We start from the raw sequence: 25,626 nt of genomic DNA on the forward strand, positions 1-25,626 counted from the left end.
AACAACAACATTTGCCTTCAGTCCGCCAAGACGCTGACACCCGCGCGGATCCTGATGATTCCAGCCACTCTCATTCGGGACCTGCTGGGAGAGGATCACGATTTCATGAAGGCGGTGGTGTTCGAGCTGGCAAGCGCCTATCGGCGAACAGTGAAGGAATTGAAGAACCAGAAGCTGCGCAGCGGCACGGAACGGCTGGCCAACTGGCTGCTCAGGGAAGAGCGCGGCCAGGGTGGAGAAGGATGCCTGACCATCCCGTTCGAAAAGCGGGTCCTGGCCGCCTATCTCGGCATGACCGCGGAAAACCTGTCGCGCGGATTTTCAGCTCTGTCGGCTCACGGAGTGAATATCAAAGGACTGCAGGTCGACATCACCGATATCGCCAAGCTTGCAGACTATGCGCGGCCCTCGCCCTTGATCGACGAAGATGAGCCGCAATTTCCAGGAACATTCGGTACCTCGTTGACGGCTGAACGATCGGATGACGATGACACCGTCTAGCCAAGTGACGGCAGGGCGGGGCGAAGGCTCAATCGTTGCGGTGCGCCAAGTGTGATTGCATCGAAGACCCGCGCTTCGATATGGAGGGGCTGGTCGCGACGCTGGAATCAACCGCACTCCGGTGTTCCGGCCAAAAGCACGGTGCGATTTCTTCTGGTCTTGCTGTCGAATGCGTGGTTGGACTCGTCGGAGCGGTTGAAGCCGGCCGACGCGGTCGTTTCGAGCGGGACATCCAACCGCATTTTCAATGATGGCCACTTGCGCGCAGATGCCGTTCGAGCCACAGGCTGTAGCGCGAGGCGCTGAAGCTGATGGCGAAATAGATCGCGGCCGTAAGCACATAGGCTTCGGTGTAGTAGCCGAGCCACTGCGGATCGGTCGCGGACGACTTTGCCGCGTTGAGCAGGTCGTGGATGCCGATGACGGCAAGCAGGGATGTATTGAGCAGGATGCCGACCGAGAGGTTGACGATCGCCGGGATGACGGCTCGCAAGGCCTGCGGCATGATGATCAGGCGCACAGTTTGCCAGTAGGTAAGGCCAAGCGCCGATGCGGCGTCCGTCTGGCCGGGCGGTAGTGCCTGCAGGCCGGCGCGGATGACTTCAGCAAGATAGGCGGAGGCAAAGAGCGTGATGCCGATCTGCGCGCGCAACAGCTTGTCCACCAGCGCACCTGCCGGCAAAGCCGTCGGCACGATCAGCATCGCGACATAGAGCACGACGATCATCGGAACGCCCCGCAGGATCTCGATATAGGCGACCGCCAACGCGCGCAGGATGCGCATGCGCGATTGCCTTGCGAGCGCCACGGCAACGGCGACCGGGAAGGCGAATCCCAGACCTGCAATCGATACGAAGATCGTGATCGGCAGGCCGCCCCATTGATTGGTCGACACTTGGGGCGGCGCAATGACGCCGGATATCAGCAGGTATGCAACGATCACGGTACCGATCCACACGCCGATCAGATGGCCGCTCCAGAAGCGCGGCATGGCCGAGATTGCCAAGAGCGTGAAGACCGCAAGGGTGGCAAGCGCCGGCCGCCATTGCAGGTCGGGCGGATAGAAGGCGAAGAGGATGAAGCGGAGCTTCACGCCGATGAAGGCCCAGCAGGCTCCCGCATCGCTGGCGGCGCAGTCATCCGACGTTCCCCACCAGACGGCGTCCAGGACCGCCCATTTCAGCAGTGGAAACGCGATCCAGGAGATCGCGGCCAGAACGGCAAGCGTGACGGCGGTATTGGCCGGATGGGCCAGGAGCAGCCGGAGGCGCATTGCCGCAAAACGGCGCTGTGCCGGCAAGGGCAGGGATATCACGGTCATCGTGGATAGGCGCCCTTCAGCGCAATCTTGCGATTATATTGGTTCATGAGTGCCGAGACGAACAGATTGACGGTGAGGTAGACCACCATGATGATCGCAATAGACTCGATCACCTGGCCGGTGGTGTTGGCCGTGGTGTTGGCGACGCTGACGATGTCGGGAAAGCCGATCGCCACCGCGAGGCTGGAGTTTTTCGTCAGGTCGAGATAGCTCGAGGTCATCAGCGGCGTGATCACCCGCAGGGCCTGGGGCAGGACGACGAGCCGCATGATCTGCCCCGGTTTCAGGCCGAGCGCACGGGCCGCTTCCCATTGTCCCATTTGCACCGACTGGATGCCGCTACGGACGATCTCCGAGATCATTGCCGAGGCGTTGATGGTGAGGCCGGTGAGAAGGGCCGCGAATTCGGGCGTCAGCGACCAGCCCCCGCGAATGTTGAAACCGCCTCGCGCCGGAACCTCGATCAAAGGCGGGTGCCCGATGTATGCCAAGATCGCAAGCGGGAGGCCGATCGAAACGGCAACCAACCCCAGGCTCTTCGAGATATAAAGGTTCGTCTCCTTGAAGATCCGCCGCGCGGCAAGGGCGACCCCGCCGGCAAATAGGCACAGCACCGGGAGCCAGACGAAGACCGAGAAACCGGCGATGCTGACCGAGGGCACGAAAACCCCGCGATTGCTGAGAAAGGCGAGGTCAAGCACGGTTACGGCATTGCGCGGCGCCGGCAGGCTCTGAAAGATGCCCGTCCAGACAAACAGCTGCAGCAGCAATGGCGTACCGCGCAGGATTTCGACATAGCCGCGGATCAGCGCGGCGATCAGCCGGTTGCCGGCCAGACGCGCTATGCCGAGCGTGACGCCGAGGATGGTTGCAAGGATGCAGCCGAAAAGGGCGACCTTGGCCGTATTGGCCAGGCCCGCCAGCAGCGCCCGGCCATAGCTGTCACCGGCCCGGTAAGCGATCACACTTTCGCCGATCTCGAAATTGGCCTGCTGGGAAAGGAAGCCGAATCCCGGCGTGAGGCCGGCCCGGTTCATGCTTTCAAGCGTGTTGGTGCCGAAGAACCAGAAGGCAATCAGCAGGCCGAACAGCAGGGCCGATTGCCTGAATGGCAGCGGGCCGATCCATTCGGATACCCGTATGAGCAAGCCGGGCCCTTTCGGACCCGGCAGTACTTTGATCGTCATGAGGTTTCCCCGTTTCGATCAACGGAAGGGCGGAGAATAGAGAAGGCCACCATTCGTCCACAGGTTGTTGTAGCCGCGCTCGAGATTGAGCGTCGTGCCCTTGCCGATATTGCGGTCGAAGATTTCCCCGTAATTGCCCACCGTCTTGATGATGGTGTAGGCGAATTTCGGATCGAGGCCGATGGCTTCTCCGAGCGACGGATCGACGCCGAGGAAGCGCTGGATCGCCGGGTCTTCGCTCTTCAGGAACTCGTCGACATTGGCCTTGGTGATGCCGAGTTCTTCAGCCTGGATCGTCGCATAGACCGTCCAGTTGACGATTTCGAGCCACTGATCGTCGCCGGCGCGGATCGCAGGAGCCAGCGGCTCCTTGGACAGGCGTTCGGGCAGCAGAACGTAGTCGTCCGGATTCTTCAACTGGGTGCGCTTGCCGGCCAGGTCGGTGGAGTCCTGGGTGAGTGCGTCGACGCGGCCCGATTCCAGGGCTTTGACGAATTCGCCGGTTTCCTCGATCGTCACGGGCGTGAATTTCTTGCCGGTCTTGCGGAAGAAGTCGGCGATGTTCAACTCGCCGGTCGTGCCGCTCTGGACGCCGATGGTGGCGCCATCGAGCTCGGTGCCCTTGGTGACGCCGAGGTCCTTGCGAACCAACAGACCCTGGCCGTCATAGAAGATCACCGGACCGAAATGGAAGCCCAGCTTGAAGGCGCGGGTGATGGTCTGCGTGACGCCGGACAAGAGAATGTCGTATTCGCCCGATTGTAGCGCCGGCAGGCGCTGCTGCGGCGAAGAATTGGTAAACTCCACCTTCTCGGGGTCATTGAAAACGGTGATGGCCAGTGCGCGACCGTAGTCGACGAAGAAGCCGTTCCAGCGGCCGTCGCTGCCGGGCGAGAAAAAGCCCGGCGTAGTGCCGACGCCGACCTTGATGAGGCCGCGTTCCTTGATCTTGTCCAGCGTCTCGCCGGCGTTGGCAATGCCGGCCGAGAGGGCCGTTGCCGCCATCAGGGCGATCGCAGCGAGGCGGTTGAGTTTCGAAAAATCCGACATGATATCTCCTGCTTGCGTGAAATTCCCATCGCTTGGGTTCGATGCGGAACTGTCATGATCATAAATCTACTAAATTTATGTAATAGGTATTTTATTTTGTCGAATGCACGGATTTTGAACATGTCGCCCAAATTGCAGTCTCGTAGAAGGCACTGTTTGCGCACTGCAGCAAAGGGTGCCTTGTGATGTCGAGGGAAATAGCGTTGCGAAGCACAATCTCATCGAAACGAGGCTGTTTGCAGAACCTATGGCGTGGCCAAGAACAAGTTCGGCCGTTGGCGAGGCAGGCGGTGCAGCCCTCGCACGCTCCAAGAAATTATTTCTACAAAATATATAGAGAATAGGTGTCGCTTTCTTAGCGAAGCCCGCGCGTTGCGCCATAATCGTTCTCAGACATCACAAGTCGAGGATGGCCACGATGATGCGAATGCGCCCTGCTGACGATTCCAAGACGCTTATTCTTCCCGGACTGAACGGTTCGGGCGAGGGCCATTGGCAATGGCACTGGGCGCGCGACAAGGAGGATGCCGTCTTCGTCGAGCAGGACAATTGGACCTGCCCGGACCTTTCCCACTGGCGCAGCCGGCTTGAAGCGGTCCTTGAGTGTTCGGACGACGTGTGGATCGTCGCTCACAGCCTCGGCTGTATCCTGACCGCCAACATCGCGACAAGCCCGCTGGCCAACCGGATTCGCGGCGCGCTGCTTGTCGCCCCTTGCGACCTCGTCGCGACGGAGAAGCTTCACCCTTGCGTTCTCAACTTTGGTGATATGCCGCTTTCTCCGCTGCCCTTTCCAAGCCTCGTGGTCGCGAGCCTGGACGACCCCTACATGACCTTCAGCAAGGTCAAGACCGTTGCAAGTTCCTGGCAGAGCGCACTCATCGACATCGGCGAGGCCGGACACATCAATATCAAGAGCGGTTTCGGACGCTGGACGGGCGGCTACGAGCTGCTTTCGCTGCTGAAAACCGCGGCCCGTCACCGCGCTGCGCAGGACCAAATCGTCAGCGAAAATCGTTTTGCCGATGTGCGTGGCGTGGCGGCTCATTGAGAAGTCTCGGCTTCAACGCGAGCACGGCCTCGCAAAACACTGGAGGAATGCGCAATGCCCCTTGGGATCAATGTCTTCTCCTTCGGCCTGTTCGGCTCGTCGCGCGGCGAGAAGGCCGGCTTGAGCGACGCCGAGCGGGATCGTGGTGCGGATTCGCGGCCTGCAACCGAAACCCGACAACACGACATTCGTGACAATGAAAAGCCATTGGAACATCAGGCGATTTTCCAATCGGGCTTTTTCCCGATCTATTGAGGGAGCGGGCTCCATGTCCTACATCCCCTACAACTCCTCCCGCCAGTCAAGGACCGTAAATCCCGCCAGGCCCGATCTGCGCAAGGCGCTTCCGGCCGGTGCGCTGATTGCCTCCTTCTTCTTCATTGCCGGTTTGCTCGTCTTTCTCTGACGGTGCCGAGCGGCAATGCCGACAAACGAAAAGGGCTCCCCGGCCGGGAGCCCTTTCTTCATTCTCCTCCGCGGCTCAAGCGACGGGCATCACTTTTCCGCGGCCCACGGTACCAGCCAGCGTTCGAGCGCGCGCGCTGCCAGTTCCAGCAGGATGGCGATCAGGGCGATGACACCGATCCCGGCCAGCACGACGTCCGTGACCAAAAATTGCGCGGCCGACTGGATCATGAAGCCGAGCCCCCGCGTTGCCGCGACCAGTTCGGCGGCGACCAGGGTCGACCAGCCAGTGCCAAGCGCGATCCGGATGCCGGTAAGGATCGCGGGCAGGGCGGAGGGCAGGATCACGTGCAGCAACAATTGGCGTTCCGTTCCGCCGAAGGAGCGGGCGGCATTGAGGTGATCCTTCGATACCGAGCGCACACCGGCGGCCGTCGACAGAATGATCGCCGGCAGCATGGAAAGGGCGATCACGGTGATCTTCGAGGCTTCGCCGATCCCGACCCAGATGATGACGAGCGGCAGATAGGCAAGCGGCGGCAGCGGTCTCAGGAACTCGACGATCGGATCGAGGATACCGCGACCGATGCGGCTGGTGCCGATCGCCAGGCCCGCCGGGACCCCGAGAAGGATCGAGACCAGCAGGCCGCCGAGAATCCGGCCGAGGCTGGCGACAACATGTTCGGCAAGGGTCGAATCGACGAAGCCGACGGTCAGCAGGCTCCATGCCGATTGGGCCACCAGGTTCGGCGATGGGAGAAAGACCGGAGACACCAGCTCCAGGCGCGCCGCCAGCCACCAGATGGCGACGATGGCGGTCACCGTCAGGCCCGAATAGACGTAGAGCGGGACGGCGATCTTCCGTCTTGGCTGTTCGGAGGGCGTCTCTGACAAGAGCACGGGAGCTTCGCTGATGAGGGTCATGCTGCCGCCTCGGTTTCGTCGGAGATCGAATGGATGAGATTGGTCAGCCCGTCATGCATGCGCTTGAAGAGCGGCGATGCCTTGATCTGGTTGACCGAGGCCCCGGCCAGCAGTTCGGCGGCGAAACCCGTCTCGATGTCAGCGGCCAGCCGGCCAGGATTGGGCGAGAGTACGATGACACGTGAGGCAAGCAGCAGGGCCTCGTCTATGCTGTGGGTGATGAGCAGCGCACCTGCACGGCTCTTCGACCAGACGTCGAGCAGGAAACCCTGCATCTTGGCCCGGGTCAGCGCATCGAGCGCGCCGAGAGGTTCGTCGAGCAGCAGGAAACGCGGATCGGAGGCCAGAGCTCGGGCAATCCCGACGCGCTGGCGCATGCCGCCGGAAAGCTCCGAGATGCGCCGGCGTCCCGCATCGGCGAGGCCGACAAGCTCGAGCAGTTCTTCGGCGCGGACACGACGGTCCTTTTCGCGCACGCCGCGCAGCTTGAGCGGGAAGGCAATATTATCGCGGGCGTCGAGCCAAGGGTACAGCGCATCGTCCTGGAAGACCACGGCGCGGTCGGCACCCGGTCCCGCGATCGTGGCTCCGTCCACGGCGATCCGGCCATTGGACGGCGTCAGGAAACCGGCGGCGAGATTGAGGAGGCTGGTCTTGCCCGAGCCCGAGCGGCCGATGACGACGATGAACTCTCCGGTCTCGACGGAAAGGTTGATCCGCTCCAGAACCAGCGGCGGCTGGCCGGACCCGGCTTGACGCGCCGGATAGCGCAGCGAGACGTCATGAAATGACAGTATGCTCATCGTCAAATCTCCTCTTGGATCTTGAACGGAAATGGCCCGGCCTTGCGAACCGGGCCACTTGCCAACGTCTGGCTCGTCAGAACGAAAGCTTGGACGCGTCGACGACCCAGCGCGACGAGACATAGGGTGCGTAGTCGGCGAGGACGGCCGGGATCTTGCCCTGTTCCTTGAGGAAGGCCGAGGTTTCCGCGACCGCCTTGATCGTGCCGCCGCCGAGAAGGTCGGGCTTGGCCTGTTCCTCCAGCGTCGGGAAGATGTAGCCCTTGAGGAGGGCGGGAACTTCGTCCTGCTTGGCGCCGGTCAGCCTGGCGATTTTCTCGGCCTCGGGGGAGGTCGGGCCCCAGGCTTCCGGGTCGGCGCGATAGGCCGCGGTCGCATCGCCGGTGACGCGCACGAAGGCGGCGACGATGTCAGGATGGGCTTCGGCAAACGTCTTGCTGACGATCCAGGCGTCGAAGGTCGGGCCACCCCAGTCGGCGACGTCCGCCGAGGTCGCAAGCACCGTGCCGGACTTCTTGAGCTCAGCCAGAACAGGATCCCAGACATAGGCGCCGTCAATGTCGCCGCGCGACCAGGCGGCGGCAATTTCCGGCGGGCGCAGATTGAGGATCTCGACCGATTTCGGATCGATGTTCCAGTGCTTCAGCGCTGTCAGCAGGCTGTAGTGCGCGGTCGAGACGAAGGGCGTGGCGATCTTCTTGCCGGCCAGATCTTCGGGCTTGGAAATGTCGCGCACGGCAAGGGCTTCCGCCTCGCTGATCAGACCGACGAGGGCGATGGTTTCGATCGGTAGGCCGCGGCTTGCGGCGGCGGCGAGCGGCGAGGAGCCGACATAACCGATGTCGAGCGAGCCGGAGGCGATCGCGGCGATGACGTCGGCGCCGCCGTCGAATTTCTGCCAGTTGATCTTCGCGCCGGTCACCTTCTCATAGGTGCCGTCGGCCTGCGGCACGCGTGATGGCTCGACGATCGGCTGGTAGCCGATGTTGAGCGTGACGTCGGCGGCGAAAGCCGGTGCTCCCTGCAGGATGGTGAAAAGGGCGGTGGCGGCGACAAGGCCGGCTATATCTCTGCGTTTCAATGCCATGATGCTTTCCTCTCCTTGGCTGGTCGCGGATGCTTTGCATGCGATTGAGAAGATGATGAGTTAATCCATCAAATTAGTAGAGATAAATTCCTCTCTTTTTCCGAGGCTTTCGGTCACGAATTTCCGCCTTGGCCAGATTTGCGAGCAGTTCGATCCGTCTCGACGACGGGAAGCGCCCAAGGTCCGTGACATCAAGGCGTAGAGCGCGAGGGAAAATAATCTATAGTGGTCTGAATCTATAGAAATAGATGTGTTCGCTTGACGCTCCTGTCTGGATAACTTCGTCCCATTCACCCGAGGTCCGTTGCGCCTTCGCGTCCCGTGCCATTCCTCGTTGGAGAGATCGAAATGCCGCCCCACGCCCCCCTTCCCGTCGTCGCAATCATCGGCGGCGGTTTCACCGGAGCCGCCGTCGCCCTTCATCTGGCATCGCGAAATCGCGCGGGGCGCGAAGCGCGCATTGTCGTGTTCGAGCCGAGGGAAAAACTCGGCAAGGGCCTGGCCTACGATACCAACGAGCCGGCGAACCGGATCAACGTGCCGGCTTCGAAGATGAGCCTCTTTCCCGACGATCCGGAAAGCTTTGCCCGGTGGATCGCCGAGACGGGCGCGTTGGCGGGTGATGAAACGGCCTTCGCCCCGGACGGCCAGCCCTTTCCGCGCCGCCATGTCTTTGGGGACTATGCCTTCGCAATGGTGGCGCCCTATCTTTCCAGCGGCGCGGTGGAACATCGGCGGACGCGCGTGACCGGACTGACGCGCTCCAAGGGCCGATGGCGCGTCAGCGCCGCCGATGGGGCGGATCTGGAGGCCGACCTCGTCGTGCTCGCCACCAGTCATCCTGAAACGGCGCCTCCGCGGGTGCTGTCCCCGCTTGCCGGAAATCCGCACTACATTATCGATCCGACGGCGCCCGGCGCGCTGGATGCGATCGGCGTGAATGACCGGGTGTTGATCATCGGCAACGGGCTGACCTCGGCCGACGTCGTGGCGGCTCTATCCGAACGCGGTCATGTCGGACATATCGTTTCCATCTCCCGCCGAGGCCTTAGATCCCGCGGCCATCCCGCCGTGGCGCGCGAACCGTTTGGCGATTTCGTCACGCAGCCGGCCTTCACCGCATCGCAACTGCTATTCCGCATCCGGGGGGCACTGCGCGAAGCGCGACGCCTGGGCCTCGGTTGGCATCCGGTGCTTGATGCCGTGCGTGCCCAAGGCCAGCAGATCTGGCAGGTCCTCCCCGTGCAGGAGCGGCGCAGGTTGGCACGTCACGTGCGACCTTATTGGGATGCCCACCGGTTCCGGATCGCACCGCAGGTCGAGCGCGTGCTGGATGACGCGATCGGTGCCGGCCGCCTGGAAGTCCTGGCCGCCTCTCTTGCTACCGCTTCAGTAGTCGGCCCCGCTTTGAACGTCGGCGTAAAGCTGAAGGGAAGCGACGTCATACGCGAATTGACTGTGGATTGGGTTGTGGTGACGACGGGTCCCGCCCATGGGGGCATTCTCAAGTCTCAACCGTTCCTGACCGAGCTGGAGACGCAGGGTTATCTGGCGCTTTGCCCGACCGGGCTCGGGCTCTTGTGCGACAGCCGGTCCCGCGCGCTTGGCGTCGACGGCAAGGCGGCACCCGGTCTCTTCATCGGCGGACCCCTGGCGCGCGGTACCTTCGGCGAGTTGATGGGCTTGCCGCAGGTGACCGACCATGCCGTCTTCGTCGCCGAGCAGTTGAGCACGGCGCTCGAAACACTGGCGGCCGACCGGCGGGATGTTGGCAAGCTGGCCGGCTGACCCAGTCACATACGTGGTCTTCGAGCCCGAAAGAAAAAGGGGCGGATGTGGGTGTCACATCCGCCCCTTCTCCTGCTGTCCAAGTTGCCTCAGGCAGCGTCGATCGCTTGGGAGAGATCGGAGATGATGTCATCGGCATGTTCGATGCCGATGGAAAGGCGAACGTAGCCGGGCGTGACGCCGGTCGCGAGCTGATCGTCGGCCGAAAGCTGCGAATGGGTCGTGGTCGAGGGATGGATCGCCAGCGACCGCGCGTCGCCGATATTGGCGAGATGGTAGAAGAGCTTGAGCGCATCAATGAAGCGCCGGCCCGCCTCGCGGCCACCCTTAAGTTCGAAACCGATAAGCGCGCCATAGGAGCCGGACTTCAGGTACTTCGCCGCGCGCTCGCCGGCCAGTCCCGTCTGGAACTTCGGGAAGATCACGTTCGCGACCTTCGGATGGTTCTTGAGGAATTCGGCCACCTTGATGGCGTTCTCGTTGTGCTGGCGAAGACGCAGCGGCAGGGTTTCCAGGCCCTGGATCAGCTGGAAGACATTCTGCGGGCTGATGGCCGCGCCGATGTCGCGCAACAACACGGCCCGGGCCCGCAGGATATAGGGGAAGAAGCCGATAGCATCGGCCTTCTCGATCCAGGTCTTGCCCTCATAGCTCGCATCGGGCTCGTTCAGGTTGGGTTGACGATCCTTCAGCTCAGCCCAGGGGAAATTGCCGCCATCGACGATGGCGCCGCCGATCGACGTGCCGTGTCCGCCGATATATTTGGTCGCCGAATAGACGACGACCGCGGCGCCGTGTTCGAGCGGGCGGATGATGAGCGGTGCCGCGGTATTGTCGACGATGAGCGGGATCCCGAAGCGACGGCCGATGGCGGCGACTTCGCCGATCGGGAAGACTTCAAGCTTCGGATTGGGCAGCGATTCAGCGTAATAGGCGCGCGTACGGTCGTCGGTGGCACGGGCAAAGGCTTCCGGATCGGCAGCGTCGACGAAGCGGGTTTCGATACCGAAGCTCTTCAGCGTCGCGGCAAACAGTGCCCAGGTGCCGCCATAGAGGCCGGCGGCGCTGACGATGTTGTCGCCGGCGCGGGCGACATTCAGGATGGCAAATGCTGAGGCAGCCTGTCCGGATGCGACTGCCAGGGCCGCGGCACCCCCTTCGATTTCGGCAAGGCGCTGCTCGAAGGCGTCCTGGGTCGGATTGGAGACCCGGCTGTAGAGGTGCCCCGGTGCCTCGAGCGCGAAGAGCTTGTCGGCGCCTTCGGTGCCCGGCAGTTGATAGGAGGTGGTCTGGTAGATCGGAACGGCGACGGCGCCGGTCGTCGGATCGAAGCGGAAGTTCCCGCCATGGAGCGCAAGGGTTTCCGGGTGAAGGCTCTTGAAGCTCGGTGCGCCTACAGGAACTTGCGGCGTTGCCGATTGCACGATCGTGTCGGTCGACTGCTGAATGGTCATGGTTCTACCTCCGTTGAGTGGGTTTGATCGGCGGGCCGGTTGTCTGCCCGGATCGCGAGATGGACGAGGGCGGCAGTCAGCATTGCCGCACCGGCCCAGAAGACTTCGGGCGCATACCAGCGGATGCCGAACAGGTGATCGTTGGTGCAGAGCGCCTGGGCGAGGTTGCACAGAGCCGACGTCCCGGCGAGGCAGCTCGCCGCCTGGACATGGGTGATGTAGCCGCTTTCGACGACCGTGCCGAAGATCAGCCACCACCAGCCAACTGAAAGTGCCGTAACGGCCACGCCGATTGCCGCCAGCAGCACGGGGAGCCGCGTCTCAGACGTCATGAGCCACCCCCAACTGTTCGAGGAGCGTCTGGCGCAATTGCACCAGTTCGGCATCGTCGCGTCGGCGCGGATGCGGTTTTTCGACGGTTACCTCGGCGACGATGCGCGCCGGGCGGTCGGAAAAGACGATGACGCGGTCGGCGAGCAGCAGGGCCTCCTCGACGTCGTGGGTGACGAGCAGGGCGGTAAAGCCGGCCTGCTTCCATAGCTGAAGCAGCTCCTTCTGCATCGACAGCCGCGTCAGCGAATCGAGCTTGCCGAAGGGCTCGTCGAGAAGCAGCAGTTTCGGATCGTTGACCAGCGCCCGGGCGATCGCCACGCGCTGGGCCATGCCGCCGGACAGCTGGTGCGGATAGGCGTCGGCGAAGGCTTCGAGCTTTACGAGTTTCAGCACCTCGTCGATTCGGTGCCCCTGCTCTTGCAGCACGCCGCGGGCATCAAGGCCCGTGGCGATGTTCTTGCGCACGGTCAGCCAGGGAAACAGCGTTGCCTCCTGGAAGACGAGAATGCGGTCGGGGTTCGGTTCGCCGATGGTTTCGCCGTCTTCGCGCAATTCGCCTTGGCGAGGATGTTCGAGGCCTGCCGCGAGCCGCAGCAATGTCGACTTGCCGCAGCCGGAAGGCCCAAGCAGCGCGACGAACTCGCCGGGTTGCACGGTGATTGACACATTGTCGAGGACCGGCAGGAGGCGTTCGCCCAGATCGTAGGCATGCGACACCCGGTCGATATCCAGGGCCAGGTTCCGGCTTGCCGGTTCGGATTGTTGGTAAGCCAGCGCCATCAGAGGATCCCCTTCTGCCAGCCGAGAAGCCGGTTTCGGGCGACGAACAGCAGGTGCACGAGGCCGGCGCAGATCAGCGCCATGACGATCAGCGCGGCGTAGACATTGGCATAGGCCGAATAGGCGGTGTTGAACTGCAGGTACCAGCCGAGCCCGAACTTGGCCCCGAGCATTTCGGCAACGACCAGGACGGCGAATGAATAATAGAGCGCCATGAACAGACCGACGAAGACATTGGGCAGCGAGGCCGGGATCGCCACCTTGAAGATCAGGTAGCGTTTGGAGGCGCCGAGTGTGCGGGCGACGTCGTAGTAGGCGCGGTTGACCTGTTCGACACCGGCGGCGGTCAGGATCGCCACGGGGATTCCCGACGCCAGGGCAACGAGGAAGATCGAGGCCTGGAAGGTGCTCGGAAAGATGAAGAAGGTGCAGGGGATCCAGGCGCTCGCCGGAACCGGGCCGATCAGCTTCAGGAGCGGCATGCCCCAATAGGAGAAGCGGTTCGACCAGCCCAGCGCCACGCCGGCGGCAAAACCGACCGCGATGCCGGAGAAGAAGCCAAGGCCCCAGAGCCGCGCCGTGTAGGCGACGCAGACGAGCAGGCGATCCCAGTCTGTCACATAGACATGCAAAAGCCCCTGCGGCGGCGAGAAGAAGGGCTTTGGCAGCCAGCCGAGCTTGGCCGTCAGCAGTTCCCAAGCGGCAAGCCAGATGCCCAATGCTATGAACCACGGACCGTAGTGGACCAGGGTTCTCGCCGAACGACCAAATTGCGGGACGGCGAGGGAGAGCGCCAGGAATACGGCCGCAATGGCGCCCGTCACGATGGCGAACAGGCCGGTCGCGCCCCATGTGATGACATCGGGCAGCAGTGCTGTGATGGCGGCGGCCGTCGCCCAGGTCGCGGCGGCCAGAAGGCCGTCGCGCCACAGGAGGTTTCTGCGGGGCGTTGCCGCCCGGGACAGAAGATCGATGTCGCTTCGGATGACCTCGCTCATGGCCGGATCACGCGAAGATGTCGATGGTGATGCGGTTGGCGATTTCCTCCGGATCGGTGGAGGCATCGGCAACGCCGGTGAGCTTCAGGTCCTCGTAGCCGATCCTGACCTCCTTCAGCAGTTCCTTGCCGAACCAGTGGTCGTGATAGGTGAAGGAGGCCAGCACTTCGGTGAGATCCTCGAGCGGCAGGCCCGGCCTCAGCGTATCAAAGTACCACTTGGCCACTTCGTCCGGATGCTTGGCCGTGTACTGGTGGATTTCCAGGTTGGCCGCGGCGACGCGCTTGATCGCATCCTTGTTGGCCTCGTAGTAGTCGCCGTTCACGCCAAGCACGCAGCACACGCGGTCCTGGAAGGCGCCGGTCTGGGTGTCCGCGATCTTCACGAAGCCGTGCTGCTTTTCGTAGGAATAGGCCCAGGGGTCCATGTGCGCCACGGCATCGGCCTCGCCTTTCAACACGCCTTCAGCGACGAGGTCGAAGGGAAAGACCTTCCAGGTCACGTCGGTCTCCGGGTTGAGGCCGGCCTTGGCCAGCGCCACCGAGAAGGCGACGCGCGACGGCGACATGACGTCGAAGGTGCCGATCGTCTTGCCCTTGAGGTCCGTCAGCGTCTTGATGCCGGAATCGGGCTTGACGAGAACGCGCTGGCAGCCGCCATGAGAGCCGGCAAACAGCTTGACGTCGAAACCCTGTTCGATCGGCTTCAGCCAATCATAGAGGAGACCGGGTCCGGCTTCAGCCTTGCGGGTTGCAAGCGCCTGGATCAGCGTCTGGCCGCTGGCGCCCTGATAGAAGAGTTCCACCTCCAGGCCGTGCTTGGCATAGATGCCCTTGGCAAGCCCGAAGCCCACCGGCGAATGGCAGGCTGCGACTTCGGTCCATTCGAGCTTGATCGGGATGAGATTGCCGGCGATGGCGTAGGAGCCGCTGCGGCCTGCGAGGGCACCAAAACCGGCGGCGGCTCCGGCGATGCCGGCCGTCTTGAGGAGTGTGCGGCGCGAAAACGCACCGGATGCTGGCTGCTGTTGTCTGGTGGGCGTGTTGGTCATCGGCTTGTCCCCATGGATGAGATGATGGGAACAGACTAATTAATCAATATAAAATTGATAGATTTTATAGACTAATAGAAATGACCGAGCAGGATTTTTTTGCTCTTCTGCGCGTTACGCGCGGGCGTCCGTGCTCGGCCCCGAAGCGCAAGGGCGCTCCGGGGCCGAAGTGCGTCAATAGGCTGAGGCAACCGCCTCGCCGGCGAGCTGCTCCGGCGTTAGCAGGTCCGCGTGATGCGCCCGTGCGACGTCGGGATGCGACCGCAGGCGGCTCTTCAGGTGGTTCTGGCCGACTTCGCGGAAAATCGGGTTGAGCGGGTCGACGGTCACACCACGCTCGTCACGCTTCAGTTCTTCCGGCAGCGCGATGACCGGGATGGTGGCGTCGTAACGCGAGCCCAGGAAGAAGGCGACAGAGAAGCGCTCGACGCCGGCCGGTGGGGCGATCACGTCATGCACGTCGGCACGAACAAAACCATTGGTCGCCAGTTCCAGCAGTTCGCCCGTGTTGATGACAAAGGTACCCGGCACCGGCGGCGCCTCCAGCCAGACGCCGTCTTCGGTCTGGACGCGCAGGCCCGGAACGGTATCCTGCAGCAGCACGGTGACGAAGCCGCCGTCCTTGTGGGCACCGACGCCCTGATCGGTCTCAGCCACTTCACGGCCGGGATAGCGGATGATCTTCAGAAGCTGCGACGGCTGCGGCTCATAGATCTGGGCAAAGGCATCCTCTGGCTGGCCGAGGGCAACCGCGATCGCCTTCAGCACGTCGATACCGACGCGGGTGACCTCCGCCTGATAGGCGAGCAGGAGGGGTTTCAATTCCGGAAGGGCGGCTGGCCACTGGTTCGGGCCGAGCAGGCGCTTCCAGGCGGGCGTGTCGCGGCCGATCTCGACCGCTGTGCCTTCGGTATTGATGTCGAGCTGTTCGCGCCAGTCCTGCTGGCCGCGGGTGCGCTCATAGCCGGCGCGATTGTAGCCGCGGAAATGCGGCGACTTCACCATCTCGATCTCCAGCTTCTCTTCGAGCGGCAGCGCGAAAAAGCGCTTCGAGTTGGCAACCACGTCGGCGACAAGCTTGGGATCGACGCCGTGGCCGGTGAGATAGAAGAAACCGTGATCGTGCAGAATCTTGCGCAGGTCGGCGATGAAGCGTTCGCGTTCGGCGGGACCGGCATGGAAGCGCGAAATGTCGATGAGCGGCAGGTGGACCGGGAGGGTGTGTATGGTCATTTGAGTTCTCCTTATTGGGCGTCCCCCGAGCAGCCATCGGAGGATGAATTTGACAACGCCGGCGGCCACCCGTTTTCGGCGGCCGGGCGCTTTCAGCGGGATCGGCGGCTGCGGGCGATCCGATGGTTGACGAGGCGGGCGGCGAGATCGCCGGACATCTGGACGGATTGGACGATGACGACGAGGATGACGACGACAGCGACCATGACCTCGGGCATGAAGCGCTGGTAGCCGAAGCGGATGCCGAGATCGCCCAGGCCCCCGCCGCCGACAGTGCCCGCCATGGCCGAGTAACCGATCAGGCTGACGAGGGTGACGGTCTGGCCGGCGACGATGCCGGGAAGGGCCTCGGGCAGCAGAACCTTGAAAATGATCTGCAGCGGGTTTGCGCCCATGCTTTCGGCGGCCTCGATCAGGCTTTGATCGACCTCGCGCATGGCGGCCTCGGCAAGCCGCGCAAAGAGCGGGGTGATCGCTACCGTCAGCGGAACGATGGCGGCATAGGTGCCGACCGTCGTTCCGGCGATCAGCCGGGTAAACGGAATGATAGCCACCATCAGGATGATGAATGGCGTCGAGCGCACCAGATTGACCAGCGTGCCGATCACCTTGTTGAACAGCGGCCGCTCCAGGAACTGGCCCGGCGATGTTACCACCAGCAACACGCCGAGCGGCAGTCCGATCAGGGTCGAAAGCAAGGCTGCGACAGTCACCATGGTGACCGTATCCCGCAGTGAATCAAGAATGAGCGCGATGAGCGCCGGCGAAAACAGACCGGACAGCATGGCCGATGACCTCTCCGTGGAGACCGAGGGAAGACAGATAGGAAAGGATGGCATCGAGCTTCGGCTCGCCGCCTTCGGCGATCAGCGTCATGATGCCGAGCGGCTTTCCCGCGATGTAGTCGATGCGCCCGTGCAGGATATTGGGCCGCACCTTGAAGCGCTCGACCAGGGTCGCAACGACCGGATCATGGGCCGCAACGCCGGTGAAGGTGATGCGCAGCACGGGATCGGTTTCCGCCGTGGCGGTCGCAACCAGCCCATTCGACACCTCGGGTGGCAGGTCATGGGCGACGATGCTCGACAAAAACGAGCGGGCGATCGGCGACTTGGGAAAAGCGAAGACGTCAAAGGTCGGGCCGGTCTCGATGACCTTGCCGTGCTCCAGAACCGTCACGTGATCGGCGATCTGGCGGACCACCTCCATCTCGTGGGTGATGAGGACGACGGTGATGCCGGTGCGACGGTTGATGTCCTTGAGCAGGGCGAGAATCTGCTCCGTCGTCTCGGGGTCGAGCGCCGAGGTTGCCTCGTCGGAGAGCAGGACTGTTGGTTCCAGGGCCAGTGCGCGGGCAATGCCGATGCGCTGCTTCTGGCCGCCTGAGAGTTCAACCGGATAGGAATCTGCCTTGCCGCCAAGTCCGACCAGGTCCAGCAGGGCCGGAACGCGCTGACGGATCGTCTCCTTCGGCACGCCGGCGATTTCGAGCGGCAGGGCGACGTTGGCGGCAGCCGTCCGAGAGGACAGAAGGCTGAAATGCTGGAAGATCATGGCGATGTCGCGCCGCGCCCTGCGCAGGTCCGCGCCTTTCAGGGCGCTGATCTCGCGGCCGGATACGGTGATCCGGCCGAAAGTGGGGGATACGAGACCATTCAGGCACCGCACGAGCGTGCTCTTGCCCGCCCCGGACCGGCCGATGATGCCGTGGACCGAACCTTCCTCGACGACGATGGAGACGTTATCGAGAACCGGACCGGCCTTCAGGTCATAGACCTTGGTCAACGAGTGAACCTCGATGATCGGCCGGGCAGCAAGTGGCGCAGCTTGCGCGCCATTTGCCGGCCCGGATTGGGCGGGGCGGGGCAGAACAGACCCTGTGCGTGCCAGAAGGTTCATCCTACCAACCTGCGACCACGTTGCCTTCGAAGGTCTTCTCGATGACGGCCTTCACTTCGGGAGACTTGTAGGCCTCGACCAGGGTCTTCACCCAGGGGGCATCCTTGTTCTTGTCGGCCACGGCGATCAGGCAGAAATATTCCGACAGCTGGTCTTCGATCAGCAGGCCGTCCTTCCTCGGGTTGAGTCCGGCGGAAAGGGCGAAGTGCGAGGTGATGACCGAGAAATCGACGTCTTCCAGCGACCTCGGCAGCTGCGCGGTCTCCATCGGGATGATCTTGATGTTCTTCGGGTTCTCGATGATGTCGAGTTCGGTGGCCTGGAAGGTCACGCCGGGCGTCAGCTTGATCACGCCGCCGGCTTCGAGAAGCTTGAGCGCGCGGCCGCCGTTGGACGGATCGTTCGGGATCGACACCTGAGCGCCATCCGGCAGGTCGGCGAGCGACTTGAATTTCTTCGAATAGCCGGCCATCGGCAGCAGGACGGTCTTGCCGGCGACGGAGACGAGGTTGAGGCCGCGGTCCTTGTTCTGCCGCTCGAGATACGGCGTGTGCTGAAAACCGTTGGCATCAAGGTCACCGTCATTGGTGGCCGGGTCGATCAATGCGCCATCGGAGAATTCGACGACCTGGACATCCAGGCCCTTGGCCTTGGCGACCGGAACCAGCGCCTCGGCGATCTGGGCGTGCGGACCGGCGGTGACGCCGAACTTGATGGTTTCGGCGAAGGCCGGGGCATGGGCGGCGATCAACAGGGCGATGGCCGATACGGTTCCGGTGATCAGAGAGGGAGTACGCATGCGATGTCTTTCCTTTTCGAGATGCGAGGCGGTTCAGGTGTGGGAGAGGTCCGGCAGGACCTTTCCGGGATTGAGAATTCCCAGCGGATCGAGCGTCTGCTTCAGCGAGTGCATCAGCGCGACGGCAGCGGCGCCATGCTCGGCGAGCTGGAATTTCCGCTTGCCGAGACCGACGCCATGCTCGCCGCTTGCCGTGCCGCCGGCCTCGAGGGCACGTGTCACGATGCGGTCCGCGAGCTCCGCGACGGCGTGCTCTTCCTCGGGCAGGTGGATGAAGACGCAGTGGAAATTGCCGTCGCCGACATGGCCGACGATATGGGCCGGGATGTGCGAGCGGGCCACATCTTCACGGGTCGCCAGGATCACTTCGGCGAGCCTTGAGATCGGCACACAGACATCGCTCGGCCAGGACTGCGAGCCGGGTCGCTCAGCTTTCGCCCAGGAAAGACAATCGCGGCGGGTTTCCCAAAGGGCTGTCGTTTGCTCGCCAGGTGTCGGCCACTGAAGCCCGCCGCCGCCGTTTTCCGTGATGATCTCGGAAACGGTTCCGGAGACGGAGGCAATGTCTGATGTCGAGCCGTGGAATTCGAAGAACAGGGTTGGCAGGGCGGCAAGGCGCATGGCGCCGCGGCGGTTGATCACCTCGACCAGCGGCGCATCGAGAAGCTCGACGCGGCCGATGGCAAGGCCGGCGCGCTTGATGTCGGTGACCGCATTGACCGCACCGGCCAGCGTCTCGAACCCGGCATGGGCCGAGACCGCATCAGGAATGGGATGGAGCCGTAGCGTGACGTCCGTGATGATGCCGAGGGTGCCTTCCGAGCCGACGAAGAGGCGGGTGAGATCATAGCCGGAGGAGGATTTGCGTGCGAGCGAACCGGTCTTGACGATGTTGCCGTCGGCAGTGACCACGGTCAGGCCGAGGACGTTTTCCCGCATGACGCCATAGCGCACGGCATTGGTACCGCTGGCTCCCGTCGAGGCCATGCCGCCGATCGAGGCATTGGCGCCCGGATCGACGGGAAAGAACAGGCCCGTGTCGCGCAGCGCCCGGTTGAGGTCGAGCCGGCGGACGCCGGCGCCGACGCGGGCGATCATGTCGTCGGAGCGAATCTCGAATATCTCGGAGAGTTCGGACGTGTCGAGCGAGATGCCGCCGAATTGCGGGATGGCGCCGCCTTCCAGACCCGAGCCGGCGCCGAAGGGCGTGATCGGCACACGGTTACGGGCTGCGATCCGCACGATGTCGGCGACCTCCTCCGTCGTCCTTGGATGCACGACGATGTCCGGCTCGTGCCCTTCGTGATGGCTCTCGTCGCTGGCATGCAGGCGGCGCGCCGACTTGCCGGTCGTCACCGAGGCTGGATAACGCGCTTCGAGCGCGGCGATGGCCGCGCCAATGTCGGGAGGCGTCCCGCGCCGCGTCACGATGCCGCCCTCCAGCCCTCTTTTTCCCGCCAGCGGCGAAGCCGTTCGATCGCGGCGAGGATCGTCTCCTCCGTCTTGGCGAAGCAGAACCGCACATGGCTCTTCACGTCGCGGTCGCCATAGAAGGAGGAGACGGGCACAGGGGTGACGCCGGCCTCGAGCGTGAGGCGGCGGGAGAAGGCCAGATCGTCGCCGTCGGGATCGAGCGGGCCGATATCGGCGACGGCGAAATAGGTTGCCGGCACATCGGCAACGTCGAAGCCGGCATCGCGCAAGCCGCGCACCAGCAGATCCCGCCGCGCCCCGAGTGTCCGACGCAGGTCGAGGAAATAGTCGTCCGGCAGCGTCAGCCCGACGGCGACTGCGGCCTGAAGCGCCGGCGGCGTGGTGAAGGTGACATACTGGTGGGCGCGGGCGATCGGCTGCAACAGTCCGGCACTCGCCGTGACGTAACCGACCTTCCAACCCGTCACCGAGAAGCTCTTGCCCGCCGAGCCGATGCGCACCACCCGGTCGCGGATTGCCTCGACGCCAAACAGCGAATGGAACGGGCGGTGGTCGAAGACCAGATGCTCATAGACTTCGTCGGCGACGACGATGAGATCATGGGCGATTGCCAGGTCGGCGAGGAAGGACAATTCCTCCGGATCGAAGATCTTGCCGATCGGGTTCATCGGCGTGTTCACCACGATGAGCCGGGTGCGCGCCGTGATGGCCTTGACCAGCGCTTCGCGCGGCAGCTCCCAGTGCGGGGGCGTCAGCCGGACCGGAACGACCTTTGCGCCGGCACGACGGATCAGCGTGGCATAAGCATCATAGACCGGTTCGAAGACGATCACCTCGTCGCCCTGATCGAGAAGGGCAAAGAAGGTATCCGTCAGGGCTTCGGTCGCGCCCGAGGTGACGAGCACCTCACTTTGCCAATCCACGTCGATATCGAGAAAGCGTTTTGCATTTTCGGCGACCGCCCGGCGAAGCGCGGGCAGACCCATCATCGGCGGATACTGGTGCGGGCCGTCGCGCAGGGCCTGAACCGCAGCCTCGATCAGCGGCGCGGGTTCGAAACCCTCCGGGAAACCCTGCCCAAGGTTGATTGCGCCCGTCTCCGTCGCCAGCCGTGACATGGATTCGAAGATCGACGTGCCTGTTTGTCCGAAGACCGGATTGACCATGTTCTGCCTGCCCCAACGATGTCTTCTCGACACTCGGTAGACGCTATAATCTATAAATTAAATAGACAAAGTATGTTTGTGCCGTTTCAAAGGGGGCAAGCGAAATGCTTTTGCCGAATTCTCCCGGTTCGGCGGCGTGGCGAACTCCGAGAGCGGATCGGTGTGGCCACACCGGCCGGCATGGGTCAAAGCGGTTTTCCTCAAATGCCGCTTTCGGGGAAAAACGTTCCCTCGATTAATTGATAAAAAATATAGAATAACTGTTTTTCTCTCCGCGCTCTGCGATGCTGCTCGCACACTGAGACCGATTGAGGAGCCTTTCGATGAGCAGGACCATTCACTTCAACGCGTTCGATATGAACTGCGTTAGTCATCAATCGCCTGGGCTCTGGGCCCATCCGCGCGACAGGTCGTGGAAATACAAGGACCTGGACTATTGGCAGGATCTTGCCCGCACGCTCGAAAGCGGCATTTTCGATGGCATCTTCATCGCCGACGTCATCGGATACTACGATGTCTACAAGGGCGACAATTACCACGCGATCCATCAAGCGGCGCAGATCCCGGTCAACGATCCGCTGCAGCTGGCCGCGCCGATTGCGCTTGCGACCGAGCATCTCGGCATCGGCATTACCGCCTCGACCTCGTTCGAGCACCCCTACACATTTGCCCGCCGTCTGGCGACCGCCGACCACCACACCAAGGGTCGCGTCGGTTGGAACATCGTCACTTCCTACCTGGAGAGCGGCGCCAAGAATATCGGTCAGGCCGGCCTGCAGCGACACGACAACCGCTACGACATCGCCAACGAGTATCTCGAGGTGATCTACAAGCTGCTGGAAGGGTCGTGGGAAGACGGTGCCGTGGTACGCGACCGCGACAACCGGGTCTTCACACTGCCGGAAAAAGTCCATGAGATCGGCCACAAGGGCAAATATTTCGACGTTCCGGGCTATGCGCTGACCGAGCCGTCGCCGCAACGCACGCCGGTTCTCTACCAGGCGGGCGCATCGGGGGCCGGCAAGAAGTTTGCGGCCGAGCATGCCGAGTGCGTGTTCGTCGCCGCCCAGACCAAGACCATCCTGCGCAACTACGTCACCGATGTCCGCCAGCGGGCCGCGGCCGCAGGCCGCGCGCCGGACAGCTTGAAGATCTACAATCTCCTCACGGTGATCGTCGACGAGACAGACGAGAAGGCGCGCGCCAAGTTCCGCGACTATCTCGACTACGTGTCCTATGACGGTTCGCTGGTGTTCATGTCCGGCTGGACCGGAATCGATTTCTCGCAATACCGCCCGGATGACCTGGTCACGAAAGTCGAGACCAACGCGATCCATTCCGCGGTCGAGAGCCTGTCGGAGGGCGATCCCAACAAGCGCTGGACCATCCGTGAACTCGCCGAATGGGGCGGCATCGGCGGCATGGGCCCGGTGATCGTCGGTTCGGCTGCGACCGTTGCAGACGAGCTGCAGCAATGGGTCGAGGAAACCGGCGTCGACGGCTTCAATCTCGCCTATGCGGTCACCCCGGAAACCTTCGAAAACATCGTCGGCTATCTCGTGCCGGAGCTGCAGAAACGCGGCGTCTACCCCACGGAATACCGTCCCGGCACCTTGCGCGAAAAGCTGTTCGGCCGTGGCGCCCGGCTTGAGGCGCCGCATCCGGGCGCCCGGTACCGTGACATCGAGGCGATCAAGCGCAGCGAAGCCCTGCGCCCGACCGGCAGCTGATTTCTCTCTCCCCTTTTCAATGAGGATATGACCATGGGTACGCTTCCCGAAACCAAGATCGACTATTCCATCCATCCGCGCGTCAACTCCACCGATCCGGTGGCGCCCCGGCCGCGGCCCGCAACGCCGGCGCATGTCATCAAGACCGATGCCGAAGCCATCGAGATCGCCGAGCGGCTTGCCGAAAGGTTCAAGATCGGCGCGGCCCTGCGCGATCGCGAAGGTCTGCTGCCGATCGCCGAGCTCGACGAATACTCCCAGAGCGGACTGTGGAGCATCAATGTGCCGAAGGCCTATGGCGGACCGGGCGTCTCCTACGCCACGCTTGCCAAGGTGATCGAGACCATCGCGGCCGCCGATCCGGCCATCGCCCAGATCACCCAGAACCACCTGGCGATCGTCGGCACGATCGATCTCGACGGCACGGATGAGCAGAAGCGCGACCTCTTTGCCCTGGCGCTCTCGGGCATCCGTTTCGGCAATGCCTTTTCCGAGCTGAAGAGCAAGAACGTTGCCGCCTTCGAAACCCGTGTCCGGTTCGAGGGCGACGAGGCCGTGGTCAACGGCGAGAAGTTTTATACCACCGGTGCGCTTCTCGCCCATGTCGTGCCGATCGTCGCCGTCACCGAGGACGGGCAGGCCTATCTGGTGTTCGCCGACCGCGATGCACAAGGCCTCACGGTGACCAACAACTGGTCGAGCTTCGGCCAGCGCACGACTGCTTCGGGTGGTGTGCGGATCGCGAATGTGAGGGTGCCGAAGGCCCGTGCGCTGCACGTCACCTCTTTTGAACATCCGACAATTGCGGGTCCTGTGTCGCAGATCATCCAGTCGGCGATCGATCTCGGGATCGCCCGTGGCGCGATCGAGGATACGATAACCTTCGTCAAGACCCAGAGCAGGCCCTGGATCGATAGCGGCAAGGAAACCGCTGGCGAGGACCTCTTCACCATCGCGGCGATCGGCGATCTGCAGATCAAGTTGCATGCCGCTGAAGCCCTGCTGGAGATCGCCGGCCGCGCGATCGACGTGGCTGGCGCTGATCCGAACGAGGAGACAGTCTCCGAGGCCACGATCAAGACCGCCGAATCCAAGGTGCTGACCACCGAGATCGCCATCCTCGCCACCAACAAGCTGTTCGAGCTTGCCGGCACCCGCTCGACGCTGGCCGAACATGGTCTCGACCGCCACTGGCGCAATGCCCGCGTGCATACCCTGCACGATCCGGTCCGCTGGAAGTTCTACCATGTCGGCAACTACTACCTGAACGGCGTCAATCCGCCGCGCCATGCCTGGAATTGAGGCCGGATCGATGAGCCAGAACGACAGAAAACTGCATCGGGAGGCCGCACTTACCGCCGGCCGCCCGGCACCCCACATCCCGCCGCGCCAGACCAAGGCACACCGTATCAAGGACGATGCGGAAGCCATCGCCGTAGCGCGCGAACTCGCGCGGGAATTTGCCGCCGGAGCCGTTGTCCGCGATCGTGAGCGGCGGCTGCCGATCGCCGAGATCGAGCGTTTTTCCCAAGCCGGTCTCTGGGCGATCACCGTGCCGAAGGACTATGGTGGTGCCGGCGTCTCCGCCGTCACGCTGGCCGAGGTGACGGCCATCATCTCGGCCGCCGACTCCTCGATCGGCCAGATCCCGCAGAACCATTTCTACATGGTGGAGGCCTTGCGGCTCGCCGGCACGGAGGAGCAGAAGCGACACTATTTCGCGCGCATCCTCGATGGCGACCGGCTGGGCAACGCCTTCACGGAAATCGGCACCAGGACGCCGGTCGACTACAAGACCAGTTTTGTGAAGCGCGATGGCAAGCTTCGGCTTAACGGCCAGAAATTCTACGCGACCGGTTCGCTGTTCGCCCACATCATCGTGGTCGTTGCAAAGGATGATACCGGTCGGGTGCATATCGTGTTCATTGACCGAGCCACTCCGGGTCTGGACCTGGTCGATGATTGGTCCTCCTTCGGCCAGCGGTCGACCGGCAGCGGCACAGTCACTTTCGACGATGTCGAGATCACGCCGTTCCAGGTCGTCGACCACGACGTCGTCTTCGAAAAGCCGACGCCGATGGGGCCGTTCGCCCAGATCATCCATTCGGCCGTACAGGTGGGCCTTGCCCGCGGCGCGCTGGCCGAGGCGATCTCCTACATAAGGGCTTACGCGCGGCCGTTCTTTGAGCTCTCTATCGAACATGGCTACGAGGATCCGCATTCGATCCATCAGATCGGCGATGTGTCCATACGGGTCCATGCCGCCGACGCGTTACTGGCGCGGGCAGGACGACTGCTGGATCTCGCGACGGCTGATCCGAACGAAAGAACTGTCGCCGAAGCCTCGATCGCGGTTGCCGAGGTCAAGGCGCTTGGAACCGAAGTGGCGCAACTGGCGGCGACCAAGCTGATCGAGCTGGGCGGCGCCCGTTCCACGCTCGAGAGCTATGGTCTCGATCGCTTCTGGCGCAATGCCCGCACCCACTCGCTGCACGACCCGGTCCGGTGGAAATATCACCATATCGGCAACTACTACCTCAACGGCCTCCTGCCGCCGAGGCATGGTGCCCTTTAATTCAGGGCAAGCCCAACTTGCCGGACACAGGCCTGCAAAAGAGCCTGTGTCCGGTCT

Annotated in this window: 25 protein-coding genes; 8 read left to right on the forward strand and 17 right to left on the reverse strand. The window is 63.1% G+C overall.

All coding sequences use genetic code 11. From position 1 onward, the window contains the following. The coding region (locus tag L867_RS25800) for a helix-turn-helix domain-containing protein (protein WP_037173969.1) at positions 1–501 on the forward strand (501 nt) is incomplete at its 5' end. 244 nt (positions 502–745) lie between these two features. Here the strand turns inward: L867_RS25800 and L867_RS0119290 are convergent. Genes L867_RS0119290 through L867_RS0119300 form a run of 3 tightly spaced genes read right to left on the reverse strand, consistent with a single transcriptional unit; the run spans position 746 to position 4,014 of the window. Continuing rightward, positions 746–1,822, reverse strand: coding sequence for an amino acid ABC transporter permease (locus L867_RS0119290; RefSeq protein WP_028738386.1), 1,077 nt, complete (start codon positions 1,820–1,822; stop codon positions 746–748). Next, positions 1,819–3,009 carry an amino acid ABC transporter permease gene (locus L867_RS0119295; RefSeq protein ID WP_051439103.1) on the reverse strand — a complete coding sequence of 397 codons (1,191 nt, stop codon included), beginning with the start codon at positions 3,007–3,009 and terminating at the stop codon, positions 1,819–1,821. Before L867_RS0119295 ends, L867_RS0119290 begins: the two co-directional genes overlap by 4 nt. A gap of 18 nt (positions 3,010–3,027) precedes the next feature. Next, entirely contained in the window at positions 3,028–4,014 is a 987-nt protein-coding gene (locus L867_RS0119300; protein WP_232363977.1) for an amino acid ABC transporter substrate-binding protein, read from the reverse strand. A 454-nt stretch (positions 4,015–4,468) separates the two neighbouring features. Here L867_RS0119300 and L867_RS25805 point away from each other — a divergent pair, with 454 nt between their 5' ends. From L867_RS25805 to L867_RS27520, 3 genes are read left to right on the forward strand one after another with little or no spacing between them, the layout of a single operon-like run. Beyond that, positions 4,469–5,110 (forward strand): RBBP9/YdeN family alpha/beta hydrolase, encoded by a 642-nt coding sequence (locus tag L867_RS25805; RefSeq protein ID WP_232363972.1) that lies wholly within the window; start codon positions 4,469–4,471, stop codon positions 5,108–5,110. 54 nt (positions 5,111–5,164) lie between these two features. Continuing rightward, the gene (locus L867_RS0119310; RefSeq protein WP_028738389.1) at positions 5,165–5,365 is read left to right on the forward strand and encodes a hypothetical protein; all 201 of its coding nucleotides are present in this window, start codon (positions 5,165–5,167) and stop codon (positions 5,363–5,365) included. Positions 5,366–5,378: 13 nt separating this feature from the next. Next, positions 5,379–5,516: a hypothetical protein gene (locus L867_RS27520; RefSeq protein ID WP_156951577.1), complete on the forward strand. Its 138-nt coding sequence runs from the start codon at positions 5,379–5,381 to the stop codon at positions 5,514–5,516. Between the two features lie 89 nt (positions 5,517–5,605). Here L867_RS27520 and L867_RS0119320 read toward each other — a convergent pair whose 3' ends face one another. The 3 genes from L867_RS0119320 to tauA all read right to left on the reverse strand — a co-directional run bounded on the left by L867_RS0119320 (position 5,606) and on the right by tauA (position 8,329). Further along, positions 5,606–6,439, reverse strand: coding sequence for an ABC transporter permease subunit (locus L867_RS0119320; RefSeq protein ID WP_084638649.1), 834 nt, complete (start codon positions 6,437–6,439; stop codon positions 5,606–5,608). Then, the gene (locus L867_RS0119325) at positions 6,436–7,242 is read right to left on the reverse strand and encodes a taurine ABC transporter ATP-binding protein (RefSeq protein WP_028738391.1); all 807 of its coding nucleotides are present in this window, start codon (positions 7,240–7,242) and stop codon (positions 6,436–6,438) included. The genes L867_RS0119320 and L867_RS0119325 overlap by 4 nt, the downstream gene beginning before the upstream one ends. A 76-nt stretch (positions 7,243–7,318) precedes the next feature. Continuing rightward, the gene (tauA, locus tag L867_RS0119330; protein ID WP_028738392.1) at positions 7,319–8,329 is read right to left on the reverse strand and encodes a taurine ABC transporter substrate-binding protein; all 1,011 of its coding nucleotides are present in this window, start codon (positions 8,327–8,329) and stop codon (positions 7,319–7,321) included. A 348-nt stretch (positions 8,330–8,677) separates the two neighbouring features. Here tauA and L867_RS0119335 point away from each other — a divergent pair, with 348 nt between their 5' ends. Then, positions 8,678–10,117 (forward strand): FAD/NAD(P)-binding protein, encoded by a 1,440-nt coding sequence (locus tag L867_RS0119335; RefSeq protein ID WP_028738393.1) that lies wholly within the window; start codon positions 8,678–8,680, stop codon positions 10,115–10,117. Between the two features lie 89 nt (positions 10,118–10,206). Here the strand turns inward: L867_RS0119335 and L867_RS25810 are convergent, their stop codons facing one another. The 11 genes from L867_RS25810 to L867_RS0119390 all read right to left on the reverse strand — a co-directional run bounded on the left by L867_RS25810 (position 10,207) and on the right by L867_RS0119390 (position 21,264). Continuing rightward, positions 10,207–11,571 (reverse strand): O-acetylhomoserine aminocarboxypropyltransferase/cysteine synthase family protein, encoded by a 1,365-nt coding sequence (locus tag L867_RS25810; RefSeq protein WP_084638650.1) that lies wholly within the window; start codon positions 11,569–11,571, stop codon positions 10,207–10,209. Then, entirely contained in the window at positions 11,568–11,903 is a 336-nt protein-coding gene (locus L867_RS0119345) for a hypothetical protein (protein WP_028738394.1), read from the reverse strand. The genes L867_RS25810 and L867_RS0119345 overlap by 4 nt, the downstream gene beginning before the upstream one ends. Further along, complete coding sequence (locus L867_RS0119350; protein ID WP_037173971.1) at positions 11,893–12,684, reverse strand: ABC transporter ATP-binding protein; 792 nt, start codon at positions 12,682–12,684, stop codon at positions 11,893–11,895. The genes L867_RS0119345 and L867_RS0119350 overlap by 11 nt, the downstream gene beginning before the upstream one ends. Then, positions 12,684–13,682 carry an ABC transporter permease gene (locus L867_RS0119355; RefSeq protein WP_028738395.1) on the reverse strand — a complete coding sequence of 333 codons (999 nt, stop codon included), beginning with the start codon at positions 13,680–13,682 and terminating at the stop codon, positions 12,684–12,686. Before L867_RS0119355 ends, L867_RS0119350 begins: the two co-directional genes overlap by 1 nt. Before the next feature lie 7 nt (positions 13,683–13,689). After that, complete coding sequence (locus tag L867_RS0119360) at positions 13,690–14,733, reverse strand: ABC transporter substrate-binding protein (protein WP_028738396.1); 1,044 nt, start codon at positions 14,731–14,733, stop codon at positions 13,690–13,692. A 174-nt stretch (positions 14,734–14,907) separates the two neighbouring features. After that, positions 14,908–15,966, reverse strand: a complete 1,059-nt coding sequence (locus L867_RS0119365; RefSeq protein ID WP_028738397.1) for an isopenicillin N synthase family dioxygenase — start codon at positions 15,964–15,966, stop codon at positions 14,908–14,910. A 92-nt stretch (positions 15,967–16,058) separates the two neighbouring features. Continuing rightward, positions 16,059–16,751, reverse strand: a complete 693-nt coding sequence (locus L867_RS0119370; RefSeq protein ID WP_028738398.1) for a methionine ABC transporter permease — start codon at positions 16,749–16,751, stop codon at positions 16,059–16,061. Then, a complete protein-coding gene (locus L867_RS0119375) occupies positions 16,705–17,865 on the reverse strand; it encodes a methionine ABC transporter ATP-binding protein (RefSeq protein WP_028738399.1) in 1,161 nt (386 codons plus the stop codon). Before L867_RS0119375 ends, L867_RS0119370 begins: the two co-directional genes overlap by 47 nt. Before the next feature lies 1 nt (position 17,866). Then, the gene (locus L867_RS0119380) at positions 17,867–18,664 is read right to left on the reverse strand and encodes a MetQ/NlpA family ABC transporter substrate-binding protein (RefSeq protein ID WP_028738400.1); all 798 of its coding nucleotides are present in this window, start codon (positions 18,662–18,664) and stop codon (positions 17,867–17,869) included. Between the two features lie 33 nt (positions 18,665–18,697). Next, a complete protein-coding gene (locus L867_RS0119385; RefSeq protein ID WP_028738401.1) occupies positions 18,698–20,092 on the reverse strand; it encodes an FAD-binding oxidoreductase in 1,395 nt (464 codons plus the stop codon). Next, positions 20,089–21,264 carry an aminotransferase gene (locus L867_RS0119390; RefSeq protein WP_028738402.1) on the reverse strand — a complete coding sequence of 392 codons (1,176 nt, stop codon included), beginning with the start codon at positions 21,262–21,264 and terminating at the stop codon, positions 20,089–20,091. The genes L867_RS0119385 and L867_RS0119390 overlap by 4 nt, the downstream gene beginning before the upstream one ends. A gap of 323 nt (positions 21,265–21,587) precedes the next feature. On the opposite strand from L867_RS0119390, the gene L867_RS0119395 reads away from it, so the two are divergent. Genes L867_RS0119395 through L867_RS0119405 form a run of 3 tightly spaced genes read left to right on the forward strand, consistent with a single transcriptional unit; the run spans position 21,588 to position 25,569 of the window. After that, positions 21,588–22,994 (forward strand): LLM class flavin-dependent oxidoreductase, encoded by a 1,407-nt coding sequence (locus L867_RS0119395; protein ID WP_028738403.1) that lies wholly within the window; start codon positions 21,588–21,590, stop codon positions 22,992–22,994. A 33-nt stretch (positions 22,995–23,027) separates the two neighbouring features. After that, positions 23,028–24,296 (forward strand): SfnB family sulfur acquisition oxidoreductase, encoded by a 1,269-nt coding sequence (locus L867_RS0119400; protein WP_028738404.1) that lies wholly within the window; start codon positions 23,028–23,030, stop codon positions 24,294–24,296. Positions 24,297–24,306: 10 nt separating this feature from the next. After that, positions 24,307–25,569 (forward strand): SfnB family sulfur acquisition oxidoreductase, encoded by a 1,263-nt coding sequence (locus L867_RS0119405; protein WP_028738405.1) that lies wholly within the window; start codon positions 24,307–24,309, stop codon positions 25,567–25,569. Positions 25,570–25,626: the final 57 nt, after the last annotated feature.

Source organism: Paenirhizobium selenitireducens ATCC BAA-1503 (assembly GCF_000518785.1).
Taxonomy (GTDB): Bacteria; Pseudomonadota; Alphaproteobacteria; order Rhizobiales; family Rhizobiaceae; genus Allorhizobium; species Allorhizobium selenitireducens.

Excerpts from the sequence above, each read along its gene's own strand:
- L867_RS0119380 (WP_028738400.1), bottom strand. The coding sequence starts at position 18,664 with ATGCGTACTCCCTCTCTGATCACCGGAACCGTATCGGCCATCGCCCTG.
- L867_RS0119390 (WP_028738402.1), bottom strand. The coding sequence starts at position 21,264 with ATGGTCAATCCGGTCTTCGGACAAACAGGCACGTCGATCTTCGAATCC.
- L867_RS0119295 (WP_051439103.1), bottom strand. The coding sequence starts at position 3,009 with ATGACGATCAAAGTACTGCCGGGTCCGAAAGGGCCCGGCTTGCTCATA.
- L867_RS0119400 (WP_028738404.1), top strand. The coding sequence starts at position 23,028 with ATGGGTACGCTTCCCGAAACCAAGATCGACTATTCCATCCATCCGCGC.
- L867_RS0119320 (WP_084638649.1), bottom strand. The coding sequence starts at position 6,439 with ATGACCCTCATCAGCGAAGCTCCCGTGCTCTTGTCAGAGACGCCCTCC.
- L867_RS25805 (WP_232363972.1), top strand. The coding sequence starts at position 4,469 with ATGGCCACGATGATGCGAATGCGCCCTGCTGACGATTCCAAGACGCTT.
- tauA (WP_028738392.1), bottom strand. The coding sequence starts at position 8,329 with ATGGCATTGAAACGCAGAGATATAGCCGGCCTTGTCGCCGCCACCGCC.
- L867_RS0119355 (WP_028738395.1), bottom strand. The coding sequence starts at position 13,682 with ATGAGCGAGGTCATCCGAAGCGACATCGATCTTCTGTCCCGGGCGGCA.
- L867_RS0119375 (WP_028738399.1), bottom strand. The coding sequence starts at position 17,865 with ATGAACCTTCTGGCACGCACAGGGTCTGTTCTGCCCCGCCCCGCCCAA.
- L867_RS0119405 (WP_028738405.1), top strand. The coding sequence starts at position 24,307 with ATGAGCCAGAACGACAGAAAACTGCATCGGGAGGCCGCACTTACCGCC.
- L867_RS0119335 (WP_028738393.1), top strand. The coding sequence starts at position 8,678 with ATGCCGCCCCACGCCCCCCTTCCCGTCGTCGCAATCATCGGCGGCGGT.
- L867_RS0119300 (WP_232363977.1), bottom strand. The coding sequence starts at position 4,014 with ATGGCGGCAACGGCCCTCTCGGCCGGCATTGCCAACGCCGGCGAGACG.
- L867_RS0119370 (WP_028738398.1), bottom strand. The coding sequence starts at position 16,751 with ATGCTGTCCGGTCTGTTTTCGCCGGCGCTCATCGCGCTCATTCTTGAT.
- L867_RS0119360 (WP_028738396.1), bottom strand. The coding sequence starts at position 14,733 with ATGACCAACACGCCCACCAGACAACAGCAGCCAGCATCCGGTGCGTTT.
- L867_RS0119365 (WP_028738397.1), bottom strand. The coding sequence starts at position 15,966 with ATGACCATACACACCCTCCCGGTCCACCTGCCGCTCATCGACATTTCG.
- L867_RS0119325 (WP_028738391.1), bottom strand. The coding sequence starts at position 7,242 with ATGAGCATACTGTCATTTCATGACGTCTCGCTGCGCTATCCGGCGCGT.
- L867_RS0119310 (WP_028738389.1), top strand. The coding sequence starts at position 5,165 with ATGCCCCTTGGGATCAATGTCTTCTCCTTCGGCCTGTTCGGCTCGTCG.
- L867_RS27520 (WP_156951577.1), top strand. The coding sequence starts at position 5,379 with ATGTCCTACATCCCCTACAACTCCTCCCGCCAGTCAAGGACCGTAAAT.
- L867_RS0119345 (WP_028738394.1), bottom strand. The coding sequence starts at position 11,903 with ATGACGTCTGAGACGCGGCTCCCCGTGCTGCTGGCGGCAATCGGCGTG.
- L867_RS0119350 (WP_037173971.1), bottom strand. The coding sequence starts at position 12,684 with ATGGCGCTGGCTTACCAACAATCCGAACCGGCAAGCCGGAACCTGGCC.
- L867_RS0119290 (WP_028738386.1), bottom strand. The coding sequence starts at position 1,822 with ATGACCGTGATATCCCTGCCCTTGCCGGCACAGCGCCGTTTTGCGGCA.
- L867_RS25810 (WP_084638650.1), bottom strand. The coding sequence starts at position 11,571 with ATGACCATTCAGCAGTCGACCGACACGATCGTGCAATCGGCAACGCCG.
- L867_RS0119395 (WP_028738403.1), top strand. The coding sequence starts at position 21,588 with ATGAGCAGGACCATTCACTTCAACGCGTTCGATATGAACTGCGTTAGT.